Source organism: Pedobacter sp. ok626 (assembly GCF_900100435.1).
In the GTDB taxonomy this organism is placed as follows: Bacteria; Bacteroidota; Bacteroidia; order Sphingobacteriales; family Sphingobacteriaceae; genus Pedobacter.
The window spans coordinates 19,074-40,500 of the sequence record NZ_FNEX01000022.1; the positions used below are offsets into that span (position 1 = coordinate 19,074).

Here is a 21,427-nt window from a genome sequence, read left to right on the forward strand (position 1 = left end):
GAATTCGATTATTACTCACTTAACTTTTACTAAAAATGAAAGAATATATTTTACTTACCGGAGCATCATCCGGAATTGGTTATGAAATGGCGAACCAACTAGCAAAGAAAGCTCTTAACCTGATATTGGTTGCTCGTACAGAAAGTAAATTAAAACAAATGCAAGCCGATTTAACAAAAAGGTACGGCATTCTGGTTCAATATTTTGCTGCAGACCTCTCTGATGTAAGTGCTGCTAAAGACTTGTACAAAAGGGTCAAAGATGAAAACTTATTGGTCACCCATCTTGTAAACAATGCAGGCGTGGGCAACTATGGCAATTTTACAGAAACCTCATTGGAAGAGGAACTAAATATGATACAATTGAATATTTCAAGTTTGGTAGCTTTGAGCAAGCTTTTTGCACAAGATATGGTCAAACGCAAGTCTGGCAAAATTATGAACATATCTTCATTGGTCGCTTTTTTACCAATGCCTTATTTTTCTGTTTATTCTGCAACCAAAGCTTTCGTAAAGGCATTTAGTGAAACACTTGCCGCCGAACTGGAAGGAACCGGGGTTATCGTTTCATCTCTTTATCCCGGCACTGTGGATACTGGATTTACCACGCCTGGGATGCAATCTACCAATCTTCACAAAACCAAACCAATGCATGCCAAAGTAGTCGCAGCGCAAGGTGTTGAACATCTCTTGCATGGAAAAGGGAAAAAACTAGTGGGCTTTCAGAACTGGTTTAACTCTAAACTCCCATCTTTTGTGCCCGACAGTATAATGATGAAGATCAAAAAGAACTTGGCCAGTCAGGCCTAAAGACAAATATTAAACTTTTTAATATAATGGAAACAGTAAAACAACTTGAAGTTTTTCAGGAACATATAGGTAAGGAATTTACCGCCAGCCCATCGCCATATATGAATTGGTTAAGACCGATCATATTAAAGGCAGAACGAGGTCAATTGTCGTTTCGGTATATGGTAAGAAAAGAAATGACCAATCCCATGGGAACACTTCATGGAGGAGTTACCTCATCAATTGTAGATGATGTAATTGGAGCGACAATGTTCTCCCTTAATGAAGCCTGTTTTTATACGACACTAAACCTGGTCGTGGATTATTTTGCCTCGGCACGCGAGGGAGATATAATTCTGGCTGATACGACTATCATCAAAAAAGGAAGACAGATCATAAATGCACAATGTGAGATTTGGAACGAAAAAAGAACCAGGCTAATAGCAAGGGGATATTCGAACTTGCTTAAAACAAACATAAAGAAAGGCTAATTATTATTGCTAGCTAGGTTGACTAGTATGTCATACTTCCTTCCAGTTGTTATTTACACACAAAAGTAGTTGAATTCAAATTAACCATTTTCATTAGATTTAGTATTTACTCTGGAGATATATTATTTAGTTCGACTCCCTTTAACTCACCCTCCCTGGAGTTCGAACTTTTCTTTATAACTTCGATCAGAAAAATAAAACCAAACAACTATAAACCAATTACTTAAAACAAAAAAAAACCACAAAAACAGCAATAGGTAGTAAGATTTTTGTGGTCAAAAAACAACCAAACAACAAAAAGAACAAAACACTAAAAATCAAACAATTGAATAAAAAAAAGAGGGAATCTCATTGCTGAAATTCCCCCTTTTTAGAGTGTTCCCTTTCGAACTGAACTCAAAAAATTTTATTGATGATTTAAGGAAAATTGCACGGATTAGTGAGTTGGTTAAGCAAGAACCCCTTAGTAGAGATTTTACATTAAAATATAAGCGGACCTGGAAAAAGAAAAAGGGCAAATAGTAGCTTCTATGGTAGAATTTGGCAGATAATAGTTTAATCTAAGCCCCAAATAATTCAATTCAAATGGTACAATGCAATCTCTAATAGGGAGTTTTTATGTGTATAAAAAATCACAATTATCTCTACTAGAGATATGCCAAAAAAAGAGTTTATCTCTACTAGAGTATTTTGAAGTCTAAAATGGCCCAAAATATTCCATTTCAAAGGCAGATAAACAAAATTAGAATCATTACAAGAAAGCACAGCTAGAGGATCCGCTCTTAGATATCCAAAACTGGAATGGTCTCATTTCCAGTTTTGAAATGATTTTTGACAGTTTCAATTCAGAAAAAACAACTATCAGTGTTCTCTCGTCCCAAAGTGATACTGCTTAGAAATAACACCTGTTCAAGTTTTAACGAAATATTTGTTTTTGCTAATGAGATAGTCTTAATTTTTCTAATATTTCTATCAACTCGCAAGATCTTATCATAATTATCAAGGCCGAAATTCCACTTTTAACCTAAGAGGTATTTATCCAATTGTGACCTAAACACCTAAATATCAAAACATTTAAAAACGTTAGTTTTAAAAAATTCCATTATTTGCCGGTGTTTTGCTGATTCACTAATTTCTCCAGATCAACCCATGCGCCTCCATTATAAACATGTTTAAAACCAAGTTGTTCCAGTATTTTCTGTACTTTAACACTTCGTAGACCATGAGAACAAGTGGTGATGTAAGTTTTTTCTGGATCCAGTTCTATATAACGATCACGTATGGTCCCTAATGAAATATTGATCGAACCGGCGATGTGTCCAGAGCTGTATTCTCGGTCTGTTCTTACGTCTAAAATTATCGCACCCTTCGCAATTTTGGTCTTTAGCTCCTTATCGAGATTTACAAAACGATAGGTACGATATCCCAGATACATTATAATGAGTAAGCCCAAGAGAATGAGCATTGTTTTTATCATGACTGTACTTTAATTATATAAACTTATTTGTTGATTATTTGAGGCTTTTGATGTAGGTCTTGATTAGTTCAACCCCTTCTTTATCAAGCACTGTTGTTCCGAGTTTGGGCATGTGGTATTCACCCATTTCATTCATTCTGATCATGATATTATTCTTGTTTAAGTAAATGCCAGCGCGTACAAGGCTTGTATTATAATCTAAGTCAAGCGTGGTCTGCCCAGCATATCCACCTAATTGATGGCAGTGTGCACAGTTAATATCTAGGTAAGCTCTAGCCCTTTGCTCAATTGCCAATTTACTGTCTTTGAAATCAGGGAGCTGTTGAAAGGTATCTAATCTCGAAGCTTCAATCAACCCTTTTTTCATTAAATATTGCAACTGGTTTATTTGTTTTCCGTCACGTTCCAAAACCCTATTCAAGTTCCTTACTTTTGGTCCTATGGGTAAAATTTCGTTTCCGGAGTGGTGGCAACTCACACATTCCCTATTACTTGGGATATGATAGGCTAGCTGTCTATATTCTCCATTCAGGCCTTTCACTTTTACAGGTACAGTCGCTCCTTTCTCGATTAAAAACGCATCAGTTTGGGCTAAATCCCATTGATAAGTCGCTACATTCCATTTTGAGCCTGCCAAGACAAGTAGCCTCGTTTCAACAATATGTAAGCGCTTGCCAGTTTCAGATGGATAGTAGAAAGTCTTTGCAATTACCGTACCCTCCGGGAAATCAGGAAGCCCATTTCCCTTCAGTCTTAGTTTTTTTCCAGATGGGAGTCTGATCAACCGTTGTTTTTCCGCATAATCGGTAAAAAGGGTCGAGGAGAGTTCTAAAAGTTCAACGCCAACAGATGGTTGGAGCGCTGACATCTTGCCTTGAAAAAGATGGTAATTCGAAAGCTTATTTTCGAAAGTCACTCCATTTTCAATATCCGGGTTGCCTTTAGTATTACAAGAAATTACATAGATCAAAGGCGCACCTAGCACTAAAATAATAATGATGATTTTTTTCCACGGCATACGCTTATTCAGTCTTCTATTTCATGTTGTCCATTCAAAATAGACTCAGGAAGCAAAATATACTTATCGATATAAAAAGTACCGAATGGAACAATGCAGGCCAGCAGCACTCTCCACGTAGTTTTAGAAAAAGACCATCTGTGAGCAACCCCTACACTTAGCGTAATGAATACAAAGAGGCAGAAAAGTAAGCCATGTACTGGTCCGACCATCTTTACCAAGTCTGGATAATTAAAAAAGTATTTTAACGGCACTGCGACAAATATCAAAAGGATAAGTGAAATCCCTTCTAGAAAACCAACGATGCGTAGCCTTCCTATCGGTGTTTTGAATAAATATATCATAATGTTTATTTAATTAAAAAGATCTAAAAAATGGACGGTTAGCAACTGGAGAAAATGGCCAGGGAATTGCAATGAATATCACAAAGAGCGCAAGCGAAAACCAAAGCAACATGGTTTTGAATTTTTCCCCATCGGTCTGCATCCGTCTAGCCCTTGCAGAGCCGATGGTGATCAGTATGACTGAGATTATCATCAGGCTAATATGCACATACCTGAAAAAATTATGCTCATCTATCCATAAGTGTGTCTCAGCTATAGCCGAATTAAACTTCACTGTCGGACTGATCAAATAAAGACCAAGTCCCAGCATCAGCTGAACATGTGAAATTGTTGCGGTGAAGTGGCGGATGAAATTATCATGTTTGCCAAACGCTCGGGATCTCAAGATTCCCCTTGCCGACAGGAAAATAGCATAAATTAAAAAAATAAGTACCAGCCACCTGTTGGCTGAATGCAGTGTTAAAAGGATTTGATGCATAAAACAAAATTAAAAAATACTACTTGGTATGTTTCTGGATAAAAAAATTTAAAGTTGCATAAGGTAGCTTTTTAAGCCGCTCAAGTAGGCCTTGTAGGCACCCCTTCCCATAACCTTTCCAAGGGTTCTTACCCCTCCATATCCCGAGATCAGCATTACCGCAACTTCTTCCGGAGCAATGTTAGTTTTAATAAGCCCTGATGACTGAGCGGAATTAAGTGCGGTTACTATAGCATTATGCCATAGTAACACCAATTTCGAAAGCTCTCTTTTAAAGGTAGTACTGACGGCAGACATTTCTTCGATCAGATTGATTGCCGGGCATCCATAGTCTACGTTGAAAAAGCTGGTATCGTTAAGTAGCATTTCCATCATTTTATAAATATCTGTTTTCGGATCCTGGCTATCTTCCAGTGGTCTTACCATCATGTTGCGCAGATTTGGATAAAGCAGCTCACCGATCAGCCCCAAACCCATTTCTTCCTTATTTTTAAAGTGATAGAAAAAAGCGCCCTTTGTTACATGCGTGGTGGCAATAATATCATCAATACTAGTCGACTGATAACCTTTTTGGTAGATCAGATCAAAAGATTTTTGCAAGATGTAATCGCGTGTTTGCTCCGACTTTGACATAAGATACTAGTTAGTATGTTTTACAAAAGTATAAAAAAAAATCATTTCGATTATTTTCTACAGTCATCAATAAGTAATACCTTAATATAACTCGACCACCCCTATTCTCCATTATGGCTTTAAAGGATATTTAAAAGCCAAATTGCGTGTTTCTGATCGACAATGAGTCCGCCTATTTTTTCCCGGGCAAGGCCAGGTAAATGTTAGGCTTTGCCACTTTTTTCATTCCCTTGCCAATGTAAAAACTGGTGTGAGGCGGCTGGTTATAGCCATCATTTTGCCAGGCAATGCTCAGCCTATACTGTGAATCGTGCATCAGCGTATACATCCTGTGTTCGGTTGGGATAGTAGTGGAATAAATCCTCAAACTTTTATTATCTGATGTCCTGAAAACTACTTCCTCCCTCCAGCCAGCAAATCTGCTACAGATGTGAACCTGGTCTTTTTATTATCGACAGACACAAACCATTCCTCTCATTACCAAATAGATACAAACAAATCTTATCAGTATTATTTTGCTTACACGTTGCCTATAACTGTAAAAAAGATCCTGGGTAAGGTCTTCTGCCAAATCATGATCTTTTGATGTTATTGTAAGTCTTCTGCCAATACTTATTATAAAGTACCATGTAAGCAGTCTGATCTCCTTTTCTCAACAAGATGATTAAATCCTGGTCTGTATATTTGTTATAAGCAGTCAGGAATGTACCTGTCAAGATACAATTAATTACGATAATAATTTTATTGCAGAGGTGTATTCAACTATATTACATTACTGATCATTGGCATTTAATCCAAATTAAATCCAGGTGCTGTAGCTAACGATATTGGAAAAATTTAGGCCACATTATTTAAGGAATGGGTACCTTTACATAAAGGTATCGGTATAATGATCAAATACAATAATCTTTCGGACTATGAACTGACTGCGCTGATCAAGCAGGAAGATCGTTCTGCGTATGAAGAAATCTATGAGCGGTACTGGGTTTTGCTATATCGGCATGCACGCAAAATGCTTCAAAATGAGGACGAATCTAAAGATGTGGTACAAGATGTATTTGTGATGCTTTGGAATATCCGATTGAAGCTTGATGTTAAACTATCTGTTTCCTCGTTATTGTATACCGCAGTAAAAAACCAAATACTGAACAAAATCAAACATGAAAAGGTTGCCAGCAACCATCTGCAATCGCTGAGTAACTTTGAGCTCCGGGAAAGTACATCTACTGATTACAAGATCAGGGAACAGGAACTCGCATTGATTATTGAGGCCGAAATCGCTTTACTTCCAGACCGGATGAGAGAAGTATTTGAGCTTAAACGTAAATCGGATCTCAGCTATAAAGAAATCGCGGCAGAAATGAATATATCAGAACTCACTGTAAAAACGCAGATGAATAAAGCTATAAAAGCCCTTAAAAAAAAGCTTGATGCTAACACTTTTATCTCGGCCTTTCCATTTTTATAAAATAATTTTCACTTTGGCATACAACACCGGGGCCTCCAAGTTGTATTATCCATATCATCACCTAAAATGTGTATATGGAGTACTTAAAAGAAAAAGAGTTAATCAGTAGCTACCTTGATGGAACTTGTAGTCCACAGGAAAAAGAAAGACTGGAGCAATGGTACATACTGAGGAATATTGAAATTCGTGACGAGTTGCCTGATCCGGAATACCAGGTGGTTAAAAGCGACATTTGGGAATCTATACAAACCAAAACTGAACCGGCTAAAAAACGTTACCCTTTCTTTAGGATTGCAAGTGCGGCCGCCATTCTAATGGTGCTGGGGATTGGTTTTTATTTTTACAATGTCAGAAATACTACTCCTGACAAAACCACATACTACGCCAGTAAAATCAATCCCGGAAAAACGGGAGCAACATTGACCCTTGCGAATGGCAATCGCATTGCGCTGGATAAAATTCAAAATGGGAAACTAATAGCACAAGCTGGTATTGAAATTACTAAAACAGCCGAGGGCAGACTTTCCTATGAAGTAAAAGGTACTTCTGGCACAGCTGATGCATCAAACACTTTATCCACATCCAGAGGGCAGACTTATCAGGTGCGTTTGCCCGATGGCTCTCTGGTGTGGCTAAATTCTGCTTCAAGCTTAACGTACACTACAGCTCTCCTTAATCAGGGTAAGCGAAAAGTAAAACTTACGGGGGAGGGATATTTTGAAGTAACCAAAAATAAGAACCACCCCTTTATTGTTGAAACCAATGGGCAGGAAGTAGAAGTTCTTGGAACTCATTTTAACATTAACAGTTATCAAGAAGAAGGCAAAATAGTCACTACTTTGCAGGAAGGAAGCGTCCGCGTATCTGCTACAGATGGTAAAAAAATCTCCTCCATCCTAAAGCCTGGTCAGCAATCCCTTCTATCTTCCAGTGGTATTCAGGTTCTGCCTGCAGACCTGGAAACTGCTTTGGCCTGGAAAAATGGAAGACTGGAATTCAGAGATGCCGATTTGCCTTCAATTATGAGAGAGATATCCAGATGGTATGATATAGATGTGACTTACGAAGGAAGATTACCCAACAGACGATTTGAAGCAAGCGTATCCAGACAAGCGAACTTATCAACCCTACTGGAACTTCTAAAATTAAGCAAAGTAAAATTCAATATAAAAGAACAGCCATCAGGTAAAAAGCTATTGGTATTATCAGACAATTAACCCCAAAAGTTCAATTAAAAACTATAACATATGAGATAAAAACAGACCCATTCATTTAAGCCGATTAATTTGAATATCCTGAAATAAAAAACCAGCAGCGATCTCTAGTCGCTACTGGCCAATTGCTTGAGGAAGTCATTTTAACATTATTGACTAAACATATCATCAACTAACCCAAACTTTACAAAAGTATGAAATTTTACACACGCTGTCACCATGGTGTTTCTATGGTGCAACAGCAAATTACGGAAATGGAAAGCCCGGAATCTTCAAGAGATAACTGGCAGCTAACTAAAAAAATAATTATGCGAATTAACCTAACCGCCTTAATTATAGCGCTCGCTTTTATCAACGTATGGGCCTCAGTAAATGGACAGGTGATCAGCCTTAAAGCCAATAACATGCCTATTGAAAAATTCTTTGATGCCATTAAGGCACAAAGTGGCTACGGATTCTGGTATGAAAAGAATAACGTAAGGAACATTACCATCAGTGTAAACGCCGATCAAAAAAATCTCAGAGATTTACTGGATACTTATTTGCCCGACAAAAATCTTGATTACAAAATTGTCGACCGCACCATTTTCATCAAGAAAAAAGACCAGTCTGTTTTAGAAAAAATAGGAAACCTGTTTAAAGATATAATCATCTCCGGAAAAGTGCTTGACGAAACCGGTCTTCCGCTTATAGGGGCAAGTGTAAGCCTAAAAGGGACAAATAAATCGGTAGCAACCGATAAAAACGGGTTCTTTAGTCTGGAAGTTCCGGAAACAGGTGCAGTACTCAGCATCAGGTATATTGGTTATGAAAATTACGAATATAAGGTAACCGGTACGACAGACATTACCGTTACGATGAAACAAGCCACTTCAACGCTTCAGGAAGTGGGCGTGGTGAGTGATGGATATCAGACTATCAGTAAAGAAAGAGCCACCGGCTCATATGGTGTAATAAGTGCAAAAGATTTGAAGGAGGTACAATCTAACAACATTTTGGAGCGTCTTGAAGGAAAAATTCCAGGAGTACGTGTTGATGTGAGAAACAATAACATTCAAATCAGAAGTCTAAATACATATACCAACAACACGCCTCCATTAATTGTGGTAGACGGTTTCCCAATGATAAACACTGGTGACAATCAAGGCCTTACGAAAGTTCAAAATTCAACACTGGCGAATGGCTCTGTTTTAAGCAATTTCAATCCAGAAGATATCGAACAGATTACTTTTCTGAAAGACGCAGTAGCAACGTCAATCTGGGGTAGTAAGGCTGCAAATGGTGTGATCGTCATCACTACTAAACGGGGTAAAAAAGGTGCTCCGGTAATTAACCTATCCTCTATATTTTCCACTTCAAAACCAGTTTCTTTTTCTGACCTCAACTGGATGACAAGCGCACAATATGCCGACCTGGAAACTGAAATGGTGAATAAAAATTTCATTAGAGACGCCGCGGCGTCATTAAATACCAAAAACCCTAGCGAGGTTCAGGAATGGCTGTTCAAGGTGAAACGTGGTACAGCAACTCAGGACCAGGCCAACCAGGCAATTGCCGAGATATCTTCAAGAGATAACGCTGACCAGATCACCAAATATTTACTTCAAAATGCCATTACCCAACAGCAAAACTTATCTATTTCGGGAGGAGGAGAAGACAATACCTATTACATTGCAGCAAACTACAATAAAGACCGTCCTGTTTATAAAGGTAATAGCGCAAATAACACCATTGTAACTGCAAATTTCACAAATTCATTCTTCAAAAACCGGGTAACTCTTAACACCGGCATCAATTACCAGTACGCAAAAACACAAATCAATCAGGCTGCCACGGATGCACTGGGACTAACCACAACGTCCTTACGCCCCTATGACCTCCTAGTGGATGGAAATGGAAATCATATCTTAAGAAACATACAGTTTCGCCCGGAATTTGAAACCACCCAGGTTGCGAAGGGTTATCTCCCTTCTACTTATAACGCTATTGATGAGTTAAATTACTCTAATACGAAGGGCAGCTCTAATCAATTTAGGTTCAATACAGGGCTGAATGTCAAAATTGTTAAATGGCTGGAAGCAAATGTTTCTGGATCTTACCAAAGAAACATTAACAATACCTTGTCTATAAACGAAGCCAACAGCTATATTGGCCGTACCACCATCAATACCTACACGACCATTTCTCCGACTACAAATCGTCCGGTATACAATCTCCCTTATGGAGGTATCTATACTTTATCAGATGCCAATAGCTATGTTTACAACCTTCGTGGCCAGTTAAACATGAACAAAAACTTCGGTTCTGATCACACAGTAACGGCACTTATTGGTTCAGAAATCAGTGAAGCTTATTCCAAGTCATATTCAAACACACAATATGGATATGACGGAGATTCCAATACATTTGGGCTTGTTGATGCTAAAACGCAATATCCTACAATGTATGGCTATAGCCAGAATATTCCTAACCCAAACTCTGGTGTTTCTGAGCAAAAAACAAGAAATCTTTCCTATTATGGAAATGTGGCCTACAGCTATAGAGGAAAATATGATTTTAGTGCCAGTGCCCGTTTTGATGATTATACCCAGGTGGGATTACAAAGAAGCCAAAGGGCTAAACCTTTCTGGTCAGCAGGTGTAAAATGGGTTGCTAAACAAGAAGATTTTTTACAAAATGTGAATTGGTTGAACCGTGCCAATCTGAGATTGACCTACGGAACAGCTGGCCGGTCTCCGGTTGGCGGAAGTAATCAGTCTATAATTACAGTAACTGCTACTGATCCTACAACGCAACAGCCAATAGCAACAATTATTACCCCAGGTGATCAGCAATTGGGTTGGGAAACGACAAAAACAATTAATTTAGGAACCGATATTTCGGTCTTGGACAATCGCCTGTCTGCAACTTTTGACATATACGATAAGAGAAGTAACGGAATTTTGGCGAACCTGCCTTACAATCCAACATACGGATGGTCTTTCCTACAGTTTAATACCGGTAAAATGAAAAGTAATGGTTACGAGTTTAGTGTTTCTGGCAAGATAGCCGATCATCAAGACTGGAGTATTAACTCTACTTTTAACTTTTCGTATAGCAAAAATAAAGTAACCGACAACCGGTACAATACAACACTGGGCACGACCATTGCCCAAGGTGGAACAACGCTTGATGGCTATCCTGTAGGTGCCACATTTGTTTACCGATCCGCCGGTTTAGATCCAACTACGGGTCAGACACAGATTTATGACCGTAACAATAACATTATTAAAAACACGACCAACTTAACCTCTGCTTTTACAATAGAAGACCTTAAGTATGTTGGGGTAAAAGCTGCACCGTACTTTGGCGGATTTATGAATACTTTCCGTTACAAGAGCCTGGAACTGGGGGTACAAACCTCCTTTTATTTTGGACACGTTTTCCTAAAACCGACCATTACGAATTACCCAACTGCCGCTTCTTATTCCGGCGTAATTGGCAAGCAAGAAGACCTGGCATACAGATGGCGCCAAACGGGTGACGAGAGTTTTACGAATGTACCTGGACTAACTGGTGTAAACAACAACAGCATTATACGGTATCGTTATTCTGACGACTTAGTCCGCAGTGCAGATAACATCCGCTTGCAACAAATTTCTTTGAATTACAGGGTACCGCAATCGTTATTGCCTAAAAATGTATTCAAAAGCCTTTCTGTTGGTGCCAGTGCGAGAAACTTGGGTATGATATGGGTAAAAAACAAAGAAAAACTTGATCCCGAATACCTAAACGCCAATGCTAATTATTATAGCATGCCGCCAACAAAAACGTTCCTGTTTAGTATTAATGCATCATTCTAATTTTTAATCAGATGAAAAGAATAACTTATTTAATTGCGGGAATACTGTTGTTTACAGGTTGTCGCAAATATGTAGAAATAGATCAGATTGGTCAGCGTACACTAAAATATACCAAAGATTACCGTGCCTTACTGGATAACAATGCAGATTTGGAAGGTGCATTTGGTTTACCTATCTATTCCAATGACGATACCCGCATCTTAGACGCAAGTAAACAAACGTCAATTTTAGACATTAACCAGAGAGCTTATACCTGGCAAACTCAATACTGGTCGGATACCCAATCTGATGGTGATTGGGAAAAAATGTACAAAGCAATCTACATCTGCAATAACGCAATTGCAGGAGCAATGAGTAGTGTGGACGGAACAGACGCATTAAAAAAACAGTTATATGCCGAGGCACTGGTTCACCGGGCTTACAATTACTGGTGTCTAGTAAATATTTATGGTAAACAATATGATCCAGCTACGGCTGCAACGGATCTCGGAGTACCATTACTGCTCAGCCCTGATCTTTATGCCAATTTAAAGCGCGCCACGGTAGCTGCAGTTTACATGCAGGTCATCAATGACCTAATTGAAGCTATACCTGCGTTACCTAACTTGCCGGATTATAACACCCGCCCGTCTAAAGCTGCGGCTTATGCTTTGCTGGCGCGGACATATTTGTTTACAAGAGATTTCACCAATGCAGCTAAGTATGCAGATATGGCTCTTTCATTACAAAGTAACTTATTGGATCTTCGTACTTACTCCACTAGCATTACGGGCTTTCCACGTCGCCTCGCCGATCCACAAATTATCTTTTCTAAAGTAAATAACGGTTTTTACGATGGTATAGAATTAGATGCGGATTTACTGAATATCCTGGGAACCAAAGATCTTCGTTACAAACTTTTTGTTAAATCAGGAACCGGTGGTGATTTTTCACCAGCCTTTACGGGATTTGGTTACTGGAGATATAAAATAACTGGCGAAGGTATTTACCAGGGCCCATCTGTACCTGAAGTAATGCTCATTAAAGCGGAATGCTTAGCAAGAGCCAACAACCCTTCAGCTGCGATAGGAATATTAAATACGTTACGCGAGAAACGTTTTAATGCTATTGACTATACACCTCTTGTATCAGGAACTGCTGAACAAGCACTTACAAGCGTGGTAGAGGAAAAAAGGCGTGAATTTTTTGGTACTGGTCTGAGATGGTTTGATCAGAAAAGATTAAACAAGGATTCTGCTTTTCAAAAAAATATAACCCGTGTATTTAAAAGTGTTACTTATACACTAGAGCCCAATAGCACACATTATGTATTTCCAATTGGCACTAAATATATTTTGCTAAATCCGGAACTTGAACAGAACCTCTATTAAGACAAAGACGAGCTGTTTGTTTTAAATTGAAAAATCATTTACATCAATACACCTTAACCTCGCTTTAGCTGTGGGTTAGGGTGTATTTTATCTAAACACATACAAATGAAAAGAAATTGGATTGTCATTTGGGGATTGCTATTGCTGTCGCTGAATTTAAATAGTTATGGGCAACAAACCTCAAGGCTAAAAGATTGGGGAATTCCTGTTGCGGGTGAGAAAGTAGAAATCAGTTACAACCCCAAGGGCGGACCATTAGAGAAATATCAGCAGCTATCCGGCATCATCTACATGTATAACAATTACCGATGGTCGATAGATGATCTTACCCTTAAAGAAAGGGAAGGAAAATGGGAAACGACTTATACCCTACCTGCCAATTGCGCTTTTATTGCGGTTAAATTTATTGCTACAGAAGACGGCAAACAGGTTGCATCGGATGTGAACAATGACCAGGGATATGTTGCAACCACAGTCTCTCCAAAAAAAATGCGCCTGCCAGGTGGAGCACTTGCCTGGGGAATATTCAGGAAACCCTCGCTGAATAAAGCGCCTCAGGGCTATTTTGATAAATTCGATATCAGCGGTATGGCCCTGGAAATGTGGGTTAGAAAAGAAATGGATTTTAACCCTGATCAGTTCAATAAATACTTCGACATTTATCTGGCGATGCTGAAATTAAAAACAGCAGACAGCTTTCCTAAGATAGCCTTACCCAATGTCGAACGTTTTTCAAAAGATCCGAAGATCAATGAACAGGGGTACCAGAGTGTATGGGATGCCTACAGCTTCGCTTTGAAGGAAAAAGGGAAGGCCGATTCGATCGCAAAAATTATACTTCAGAAATACCCTAAAGGCAATATGGCTCGTCTACGCGCTTATAATGCAGCCTATAATATGCCTTTAGATGAAAAAAAACTCCTGGCACAAGAGCAGTTTCTAAAAGACTTTCCGATTGCGGAATATAAAAAAGACACTGCGGCCACACAAAACTTCACCTATTACAATACTTACAGGCAACTGGCTTCTGCCTATTTTGCCTCTTTTCAAAATGAAAAACTATTTGCGCTGGTACCAGATATGAACTTCGCAACATTAAATGAAATTTATCGCTGGAACATCGATCGCATTTTCGCACTCAGCAAACTTCCGATTGAGAAAATCTACCCCGTATCCAAAGTACTGATTGAAGAAATGCTAAAAAAAAGCAATGATTATTCTTACATGGAAGGACTACGTTACACGCCCGCCCAAGCACTATCGGTAGTAGCTCCTCAGTTGGATAATAAACTGTCCATACACATTAGAATTTTAACTAAAATGGGCAAATATGAAGAGGCATTGCCTTTTTTCAGTTATCGATCGGAAAAAGGAATGTACACAGACGCAGCGCTAAATGAAGCGAAGATGACCATCCTCGACAATACTAGTGGGGAAAACAATGTATTGCCTTTGCTGGAAATGAGTGTTAAAGCAAATGCCACGACACCGTCGATGCTGGATAGACTTAAAAAAATATATGCTGAAAGTCATCCCGACCTGCAAGGCTTTGATGCCTATGTTGAATCGCTAAAATCCGCAGTTGATGTACAAAAATTAAAAGTAGCACTAAAGGCTAAACTGATACGTGTACCTTACACCGCTTTCGGACTTAAAAACATGGATGGCAAAATGGTAAACTCGGCGGACTGGAAAGGCAAAATTGTCGTATTGGATTTTTGGGCGACTTGGTGTTTCCCATGCAAAGCTGCCTTTCCGGGAATGCAGCTACTGGTAGATCGCTATACTAAGGATCCGAAAGTGGGTATATTTTTTATCTCTACAATGGAGCGCAGTCCCTCTTACCAGGCTGATGTAAAAAAATACATCAGTACTTCCGGCTATCGCTTTGATGTGCTGTTTGACGGCAAAAACCCCAAAGGTGGACAGAACGACCGTGTTTTCAAAAGTATGGTACCGATATTTAATTCTTCTGCAATTCCACGTAAAGTGGTATTGAAAGATGGACTGATCCGTTATACTGCTGAAGGCTATAGTGGCAGTCCAAGTAAGCTTCTGGACGAATTATCTTATGTGGTTGAACTCTTAAAAGCGGAATAATATGCAGAAAATAATGAATCCTATTCCATATGGATGGAGAGATGTATTACGCACGACGATGTATGTGGGGATTTCGATCGGGATATCAATTAATCCGGTCTTGGCACAAAAGAAAACGTTGGATACGGTCGATTATAAAAGCTGGAAAAGACTGGGAATACCGGTACTTTCTGCCGATGGTAAAATGGCTATGTATAGCTTTTCCAACTCGGCTGAAAAGCATCTGGTAAATATACAAACTGGAAAGGAAATCCCCTTAACAGGGGTAAATACGGATGTTTTTTTTCAAAGAAAAATAGCTTTCCAGCCATCGGAGACAGGGAAGCCAATGCAAACCTTTGACCCTTCCAATCTGACACCCCCTGCGGGTTATCAAATCCTGCAAAGGAAATATAACTTATCTGCTGACGCAAAGCAGGTATTAATTGACCTGGCCCCCACAAAATCTGAAACAGGTCAGCATATAAATATAAAAGCAAAACCAGCTGTTGGAAATAAAGCTGTAGATCTTGAATTATGGGTATGGAATGATGAAATTTCTGAGCGCAAAAAGAAAAAAGGTAGGGCTGGCAAAATGCCTCCAGGCAACGCTAAGTTTGTATACCACATTGACACTAAAAACTGGACAAATGTTACGCCCGGTAAAGCCGAAGTACTGATTGCTCCGCAGAATGCTGACGCTGATGTGCTGTTTATTACGGATCCCAAACCTTATTACTATAGCCTCGACTGGAAGTATTATAACAATCTCGACATTTATGCGGTTAATGTGCATACCGGGCAGCGTAAACTGGTAGCTAAAGATAGTTATACGCAACCGCAGTTTAGCCCCAATGGTAAACACGCGGTGATATATGATCAATTGAATAAGGAATGGAAGGTATATGATCCAAAAATGGAGGTTTTTGTCGGCTTTTCAGCCCAGATTAACTATCCCGTTCATGACGAAGATTACGATATGCCAAGACCTGCCCCGGCTTATGGAATTGCGGGCTGGATAAACGAAGGCAACAGTGTACTGATTTACGATCGTTATGACCTCTGGGTAATCGACTTGAGTGGAAAAGGAAAACCTTATACGCTGACACAGAATTATGGTCGTAAACATCAGATTTCCTTTAAATTTCTCGGAGCAGATTACCTGGATCATATAGATTTGAACAAACCGATGCTATTTAGAAGTTTCAATGAAAACACCAAATCTGCAGGTCTATACCGCCTTGTTCCAGGTAAGCGGATAGAAAAGCTAATTGACGACCCTGCTTATTCAGTAAAAATACTTGACCGGGCGTCGGAGGATCAGAGTTTTCTTTTCAGCAAAGAGAGTTTTCAAAAATTCCCCGATATATGGTGGGCTAATGCTGATTTTTCTGTACAAAAAAAACTAACTGACGCCAACCCTCAGCAAGAAAAATTCCTTTGGGGAACTGCAAAAGTGATCGAATGGAAAAACTTCAAAGGAAGTAAAAACCAAGGTCTGCTTTATCTTCCGGAAAACTATGATCCGAAGAAATCCTATCCTATGATTGTCGATTTCTACGAAACACATAGCCACGAACTTCATGAATACTTCCATCCGGAGTACAGCACTGCCACGATCAACATCCCCAGTTATCTTAGCAAAGGCTACATTGTATTCAGGCCTGATACTCACTTTACCATTGGTGAACCCGGCGAAAGCTACTACAATTCGGTAGTTAGCGGCACAGAAGAATTGATCAGAAGAGGGATTGCCGATAAAAAACGTATTGGCTTACAAGGGCATAGCTGGTCGGGCTATGCGGTTGCTTACCTTGTTACACGCAGCAACCTCTTCACATGTGCAAATGCGGGGGCTTCAGTAGTCAATATGACCTATAATTATTTTGCTGTGAGGGAAAATGGCGCACCTTGTTTATTTAAATACGAGATTGAACAATCGCGCATGGGTAAAACTCTGTGGGAAGATAAGGATGGTTATATCAAAAACTCACCAATCTTTGCTGCGGATAAGATAAAAACACCGCTATTGATTTTCCACAATGATAAAGATGGAGCAGTAGCCTTTACCCAAGGATTAGATCTATTTCTAGCTATGCGCAGATTACAAAAACCAGCCTGGTTATTGAATTATAAAGGAGAGGGCCATACTTTATCAGAGCAGCCAGCACAACAAGACTGGACACAACGAATGGAACAATTCTTTGATCATTACCTCAATGGAAAAGCCATGCCGGAATGGATGAAACCGGACATAAAAGACTAATTAAATCAAAAGTGATTATAGCCCCCGAACTAGTTCGGGGGCTATTGTTGTAGATCAAACTGAGGTTTTAGGTTTGTATATCATCCAGGTATACGGACGGTACAAATCGTACCTTTCCCTACCTTACTTTCAACATCAATTTCCCCACCGTTAAGTTCAAGCAGTGAGGTTTATTATTCGTCGAGTTTAGGTAAATCATATTTAACGGATATCTTTTTTAACCTGAAGCGAATTCGAACCTAAAATTTCCTTAAGTTTATTGCTTAACTCATCACCCATCAAGTCTTTCTAAATCAGAATACCGTTCGGGTCGATAAGAAAATTCATCGTTAAATGTGCCCAGTCTGGATTTTCAACGGATCTGGAAAAGCTGAAATCCTTTTTCTTAATTATACAGGAATCTATCTGAGTTTTTTCAGTAACAACAATAAACCCTCCCCCACCAGTAACCCAATGGAGACAGCTATTTTCAGATCAGCTCAAGCGCAAGATTTCCTTAAAAAAAACGAGCCCAAAGGTTTATCTTCCAGCCCTTACTCCACCCAGCGGCCCTGTATTCCTATGCTTACCAATGTGCATAGGAGTCATGAGTTTCCTCGTCGCTTTAAGTTCTCTGACGTAATCATTATCTACACCCAAGGCTTCAGCTGCGCGGATGGTATTGAAAAAAAGATCAAAAACAATCTGATTGTCCATCTTAACACTGATTTTTCCACTTATCTGTTATAAAATAGCCTCGGTTTTTGTTGACCTAGTTTAATCAATCTAGTTGCCTATACCAGCATTTAACCCTTCGATTTTAAAGGAATAAGCATATTTCCCAGGTCTGATCTGTGGAAGCGTGATAAATAATCCCTGGTCATTCTGCTTATAAATAATTTCCCCACTATAACCGAGCAAGCTTACACTTGAAACTCTTCCTATATTTTGTGGAAGCGACGGAAGCACCAATACCTTCTCTTCAGGCCACTGAAGAGATATCGCGTACAAGGAACCGGCTTTTGTTGTGAAAAATACCGCACCGTCTGAGTCCCTGCGATAGGCTCGTGTTCCGTAAATAGCCTCTCCGTTCATTTTAAACCAGTCACCAATATCGAGTAGAACTTTCCGCTGATCATCAGGAATAGTTCCATCAGCCTTCGGAGAAATATTAAGGAGATAGTTACCATTACGACTCACATTGGCTACCAGTCTGTGAATAATCGTCTCAGCTGTGAGCAATCCCATATTTTCCACATAACCGAACTTGTCGCCAATCGGATCGTCGACCTGCCAAAGCTCCTGTGTTTTGACAAATGGCGCATTCCATTGTCTTTCATAATCTTTTAGGCTACCAGCAAGAAAAGCGTCGCTTTTTGTAGAGATGGTTACCTGCTTTCCCCATTTCGCTGCGCTGTTGTAGTAATAGGAAGCAAATCGAAGTTTAACAGAATCCAGATTCCTGCTGTTCACACCGTTATCAAACCAGAACATATCGGGCTTATAGTTGTCCACCAGCTCCTCACAACGGGCTAGCCATTCTTCCAGGAAGGCTTTGCTTTGAGGGGCGGAAGTCTGATCAGCCAATACATCTCCAGCAGTGTGGCCTTGTGCGCGGCTAGCCGGCAATTGAGGAGGGCCGTAAAAGTCAGCATATTTCGGGTCGAAAAGATCGCTTTTTACTAATGTACTGTATAAAAAGTCCCAGTTTTCCATCCGATGGTTAGAGACGCCAAACTTTAGTCCACGTTTGCGAACAGCCACTGCCAGATCACCGATCAGGTCGCGTTTAGGCCCCATATCTTTTGCGTCCCATTTTGTTAGTTTGCTGTCATACATAGCAAAACCGTCATGGTGTTCGGCCGTGGGTACAATGTATTTCGCCCCAGCTTTTACAAACAGGTCAGCCCAGTCATCGGGATTATATTTTGCCGCCGTAAGCAGCGGGATAAAATCTTTATATCCAAATTTATCCGGGGCGCCGAATTTTTCCGTGTGCCACTTGATCATCTCGGCACTGCTATACATTCTTTTTGGATACCATTCGCTACCATGAGCGGCAACGGAATAGAGTCCCCAATGAAGAAATATGCCAAATTTCCCGTCTTTATACCAATCAGGAATCTGGTAATTCGATCGGATAGATTCCCAGTTAGGCAGTACAGGTCCTGGCGGCGATGCAGGCGCTTTCCCGCCAGGCAGAGCAATGGTTTTCCTCCCGGGAGTGGTCTGTTGGCTAATTGACTGGCTGAACGCATCGCACGAGAGCAGCCCCATCAAGACAAAACTTATAAATATCTTTTTCATATGCTATTGTTTCAGATCTAAGCCTTCAATTTTAAACGCCCAGGCAATACTACCTGAGTTAACTGCCGAAAGGTCTATTTTTAAGCCCTTCTCATTTTGAACAAAAGTTAAATTCTCTTTCTGCCCGAGCAAGCTCACGCGGCTCACTTTTCCGAAAGAAGCAGGCAACGATTCCAGGATAGCAGTTTCCTCAGGCGATTTCAAACTTATCGCGTAAAGAATATTCCCTTTAGTAGTGAACCTAAAATTGCCTTCGCCGAATTTTTTCCAGGCTCGGGTGGCATAGATCGCCTCACCATTGACATCCAGCCAGCCCCCTATTTGGAGCAACAGCTTTTGCTGATCATCAGGGATCGTTCCATCCGCTTTAGGCGAAATATTCAGTAGGAGCGCGCCATTACGGCTAACATTTTCGATCAGACGGGTCACTACAGTGTTGACATCTACAATCAATGAGTTTTCCGTATAACCGAATCGGCTAAGTACGGGGTCATCAACCTGCCATCCATAATCTGTTAATTCTTTCGGTGCACGCCCCTGCCGCTCAAAGTCTTTAATACTGCCATATAAGTAAGCATCACTTTTAGTGCTGATGGATACCTGCTTCTTCCATTTGGACGCACTATTGTAGTAATAGGCTGCAAACCTTAGCTTAATGGGATCAAATGCCCTTCCATTGACGCCATTGTCGAACCAGAACATGTCCGGTTGGTATTTATCCACCAGTTCCTGGCAGCGCCTGAGCCATTCTTCGAGGAAGGCCTGGCTTTGAGGAGCATCTAACCCATTCATCACTTCATCGCCAGCAGCAATTCCAGCTGCAGGTTCACGTTTGCGCGTTGGTTGGGGCGGGCCGTAAAAATCTGCATATGCAGGGTCAAACAGATCGCTTTTTGTAGCCAGAGCTGGGTACATAAAGTTCCAGTTCTCCATACGGTGGTTTGACACGCCAAACTTCAGCCCCTCGTTTCTTACCGCTTTAGCCAGTTCACCAATGAGGTCGCGGTGCGGCCCCATGTCTTTAGCGTCCCATTTTGTCAGATCGCTTTCATACATCGCGAACCCATCGTGATGTTCGGCAGTAGGTACGATATACCTTGCGCCAGCTTTTCGGAACAGCTCGGCCCACGCCTTCGGTTTAAATTTATCAGCAGTGAACATAGGGATAAAATCCTTATAGCCAAATTTATCCACAGGACCGTATTTTTCAACATGGCGTTTCTGGATACCCTCGTTACCATACATGTGTTTGCTATACCATTCGCTTTGGTAGGCTGGTACTGCATATAGCCCCCAATGTATAAAGATGCCAAACTTTCCATCTTTCCACCATTCGGGAACCTGATAATTTTCCTTGACCGATTCCCAGGTTGGCTTATAAGGTCCCTCGGGAATATCCTTTGCCTTACCGCCTGGAAGCTTGATGGTCTTTCGCTCCGGTACCTCTTCACCAGCGGGCGATCTGCGGGTTTGCGCATACATATGAAGGCTTGTCAGCCAAAATACACAAATAAAAGTGAGCATTCTTGTCATAGTTAATTATGGGTTATTGGAGCGTTCAATTGGTTAAAAAAAATTAGTATTCAGCGTATTAACTAGTAAATTCTGTTTATACAAGTATAACAAATCTACCTTTTTAAGCCCAGATGCCTTTTCTTCAAAATAGACATTGT

General features: G+C 40.2%; 17 protein-coding genes. 8 read left to right on the forward strand and 9 right to left on the reverse strand.

Annotated features, from left to right (window positions below; all coding sequences use genetic code 11):
- Positions 1–35: 35 nt before the first annotated feature.
- Together BLS35_RS24345 and BLS35_RS24350 are read left to right on the forward strand one after the other, a co-directional pair.
- Positions 36–809: an SDR family NAD(P)-dependent oxidoreductase gene (locus BLS35_RS24345; protein ID WP_090786295.1), complete on the forward strand. Its 774-nt coding sequence runs from the start codon at positions 36–38 to the stop codon at positions 807–809.
- Positions 810–835: 26 nt separating this feature from the next.
- Entirely contained in the window at positions 836–1,279 is a 444-nt protein-coding gene (locus BLS35_RS24350; RefSeq protein ID WP_207909186.1) for a PaaI family thioesterase, read from the forward strand.
- A gap of 1,102 nt (positions 1,280–2,381) precedes the next feature.
- Here BLS35_RS24350 and BLS35_RS24355 read toward each other — a convergent pair.
- From BLS35_RS24355 to BLS35_RS28420, 6 genes are all read right to left on the reverse strand, one after another.
- Positions 2,382–2,756: a rhodanese-like domain-containing protein gene (locus BLS35_RS24355; protein WP_090786297.1), complete on the reverse strand. Its 375-nt coding sequence runs from the start codon at positions 2,754–2,756 to the stop codon at positions 2,382–2,384.
- A gap of 34 nt (positions 2,757–2,790) precedes the next feature.
- Complete coding sequence (locus BLS35_RS24360) at positions 2,791–3,774, reverse strand: hypothetical protein (RefSeq protein ID WP_090786299.1); 984 nt, start codon at positions 3,772–3,774, stop codon at positions 2,791–2,793.
- Between the two features lie 8 nt (positions 3,775–3,782).
- A complete protein-coding gene (locus BLS35_RS24365) occupies positions 3,783–4,118 on the reverse strand; it encodes a DUF3817 domain-containing protein (protein ID WP_090786301.1) in 336 nt (111 codons plus the stop codon).
- Positions 4,119–4,131: 13 nt separating this feature from the next.
- Positions 4,132–4,596: a hypothetical protein gene (locus BLS35_RS24370; protein ID WP_165973410.1), complete on the reverse strand. Its 465-nt coding sequence runs from the start codon at positions 4,594–4,596 to the stop codon at positions 4,132–4,134.
- A gap of 48 nt (positions 4,597–4,644) precedes the next feature.
- A complete protein-coding gene (locus BLS35_RS24375; RefSeq protein ID WP_090786303.1) occupies positions 4,645–5,229 on the reverse strand; it encodes a TetR/AcrR family transcriptional regulator in 585 nt (194 codons plus the stop codon).
- 172 nt (positions 5,230–5,401) lie between these two features.
- Complete coding sequence (locus BLS35_RS28420) at positions 5,402–5,659, reverse strand: rhamnogalacturonan lyase family protein (protein WP_371328261.1); 258 nt, start codon at positions 5,657–5,659, stop codon at positions 5,402–5,404.
- 459 nt (positions 5,660–6,118) lie between these two features.
- On the opposite strand from BLS35_RS28420, the gene BLS35_RS24385 reads away from it, so the two are divergent.
- From BLS35_RS24385 to BLS35_RS24410, 6 genes are all read left to right on the forward strand, one after another.
- Complete coding sequence (locus tag BLS35_RS24385; RefSeq protein ID WP_090786305.1) at positions 6,119–6,697, forward strand: RNA polymerase sigma factor; 579 nt, start codon at positions 6,119–6,121, stop codon at positions 6,695–6,697.
- A 74-nt stretch (positions 6,698–6,771) separates the two neighbouring features.
- Complete coding sequence (locus BLS35_RS24390; protein ID WP_090786307.1) at positions 6,772–7,914, forward strand: FecR family protein; 1,143 nt, start codon at positions 6,772–6,774, stop codon at positions 7,912–7,914.
- Positions 7,915–8,105: 191 nt separating this feature from the next.
- On the forward strand, positions 8,106–11,753 hold the full coding sequence (locus BLS35_RS24395) for a SusC/RagA family TonB-linked outer membrane protein (RefSeq protein WP_090786309.1): 3,648 nt from the start codon (positions 8,106–8,108) through the stop codon (positions 11,751–11,753).
- An 11-nt stretch (positions 11,754–11,764) separates the two neighbouring features.
- Complete coding sequence (locus BLS35_RS24400) at positions 11,765–13,123, forward strand: RagB/SusD family nutrient uptake outer membrane protein (RefSeq protein WP_090786311.1); 1,359 nt, start codon at positions 11,765–11,767, stop codon at positions 13,121–13,123.
- Between the two features lie 105 nt (positions 13,124–13,228).
- A complete protein-coding gene (locus tag BLS35_RS24405; RefSeq protein WP_090786313.1) occupies positions 13,229–15,223 on the forward strand; it encodes a TlpA family protein disulfide reductase in 1,995 nt (664 codons plus the stop codon).
- Position 15,224: 1 nt separating this feature from the next.
- Positions 15,225–17,468 (forward strand): alpha/beta hydrolase family protein, encoded by a 2,244-nt coding sequence (locus tag BLS35_RS24410; protein WP_090786315.1) that lies wholly within the window; start codon positions 15,225–15,227, stop codon positions 17,466–17,468.
- 519 nt (positions 17,469–17,987) lie between these two features.
- On the opposite strand, the gene BLS35_RS27950 is transcribed toward BLS35_RS24410, so the two are convergent.
- Genes BLS35_RS27950 through BLS35_RS24420 form a run of 3 tightly spaced genes read right to left on the reverse strand, consistent with a single transcriptional unit; the run spans position 17,988 to position 21,287 of the window.
- Entirely contained in the window at positions 17,988–18,188 is a 201-nt protein-coding gene (locus BLS35_RS27950; RefSeq protein WP_371328262.1) for a glycosyl hydrolase family 95 catalytic domain-containing protein, read from the reverse strand.
- 45 nt (positions 18,189–18,233) lie between these two features.
- Complete coding sequence (locus BLS35_RS24415; protein WP_090786316.1) at positions 18,234–19,754, reverse strand: alpha-L-fucosidase; 1,521 nt, start codon at positions 19,752–19,754, stop codon at positions 18,234–18,236.
- A gap of 3 nt (positions 19,755–19,757) precedes the next feature.
- A complete protein-coding gene (locus BLS35_RS24420) occupies positions 19,758–21,287 on the reverse strand; it encodes an alpha-L-fucosidase (RefSeq protein ID WP_207909185.1) in 1,530 nt (509 codons plus the stop codon).
- Positions 21,288–21,427 lie beyond the last annotated feature (140 nt).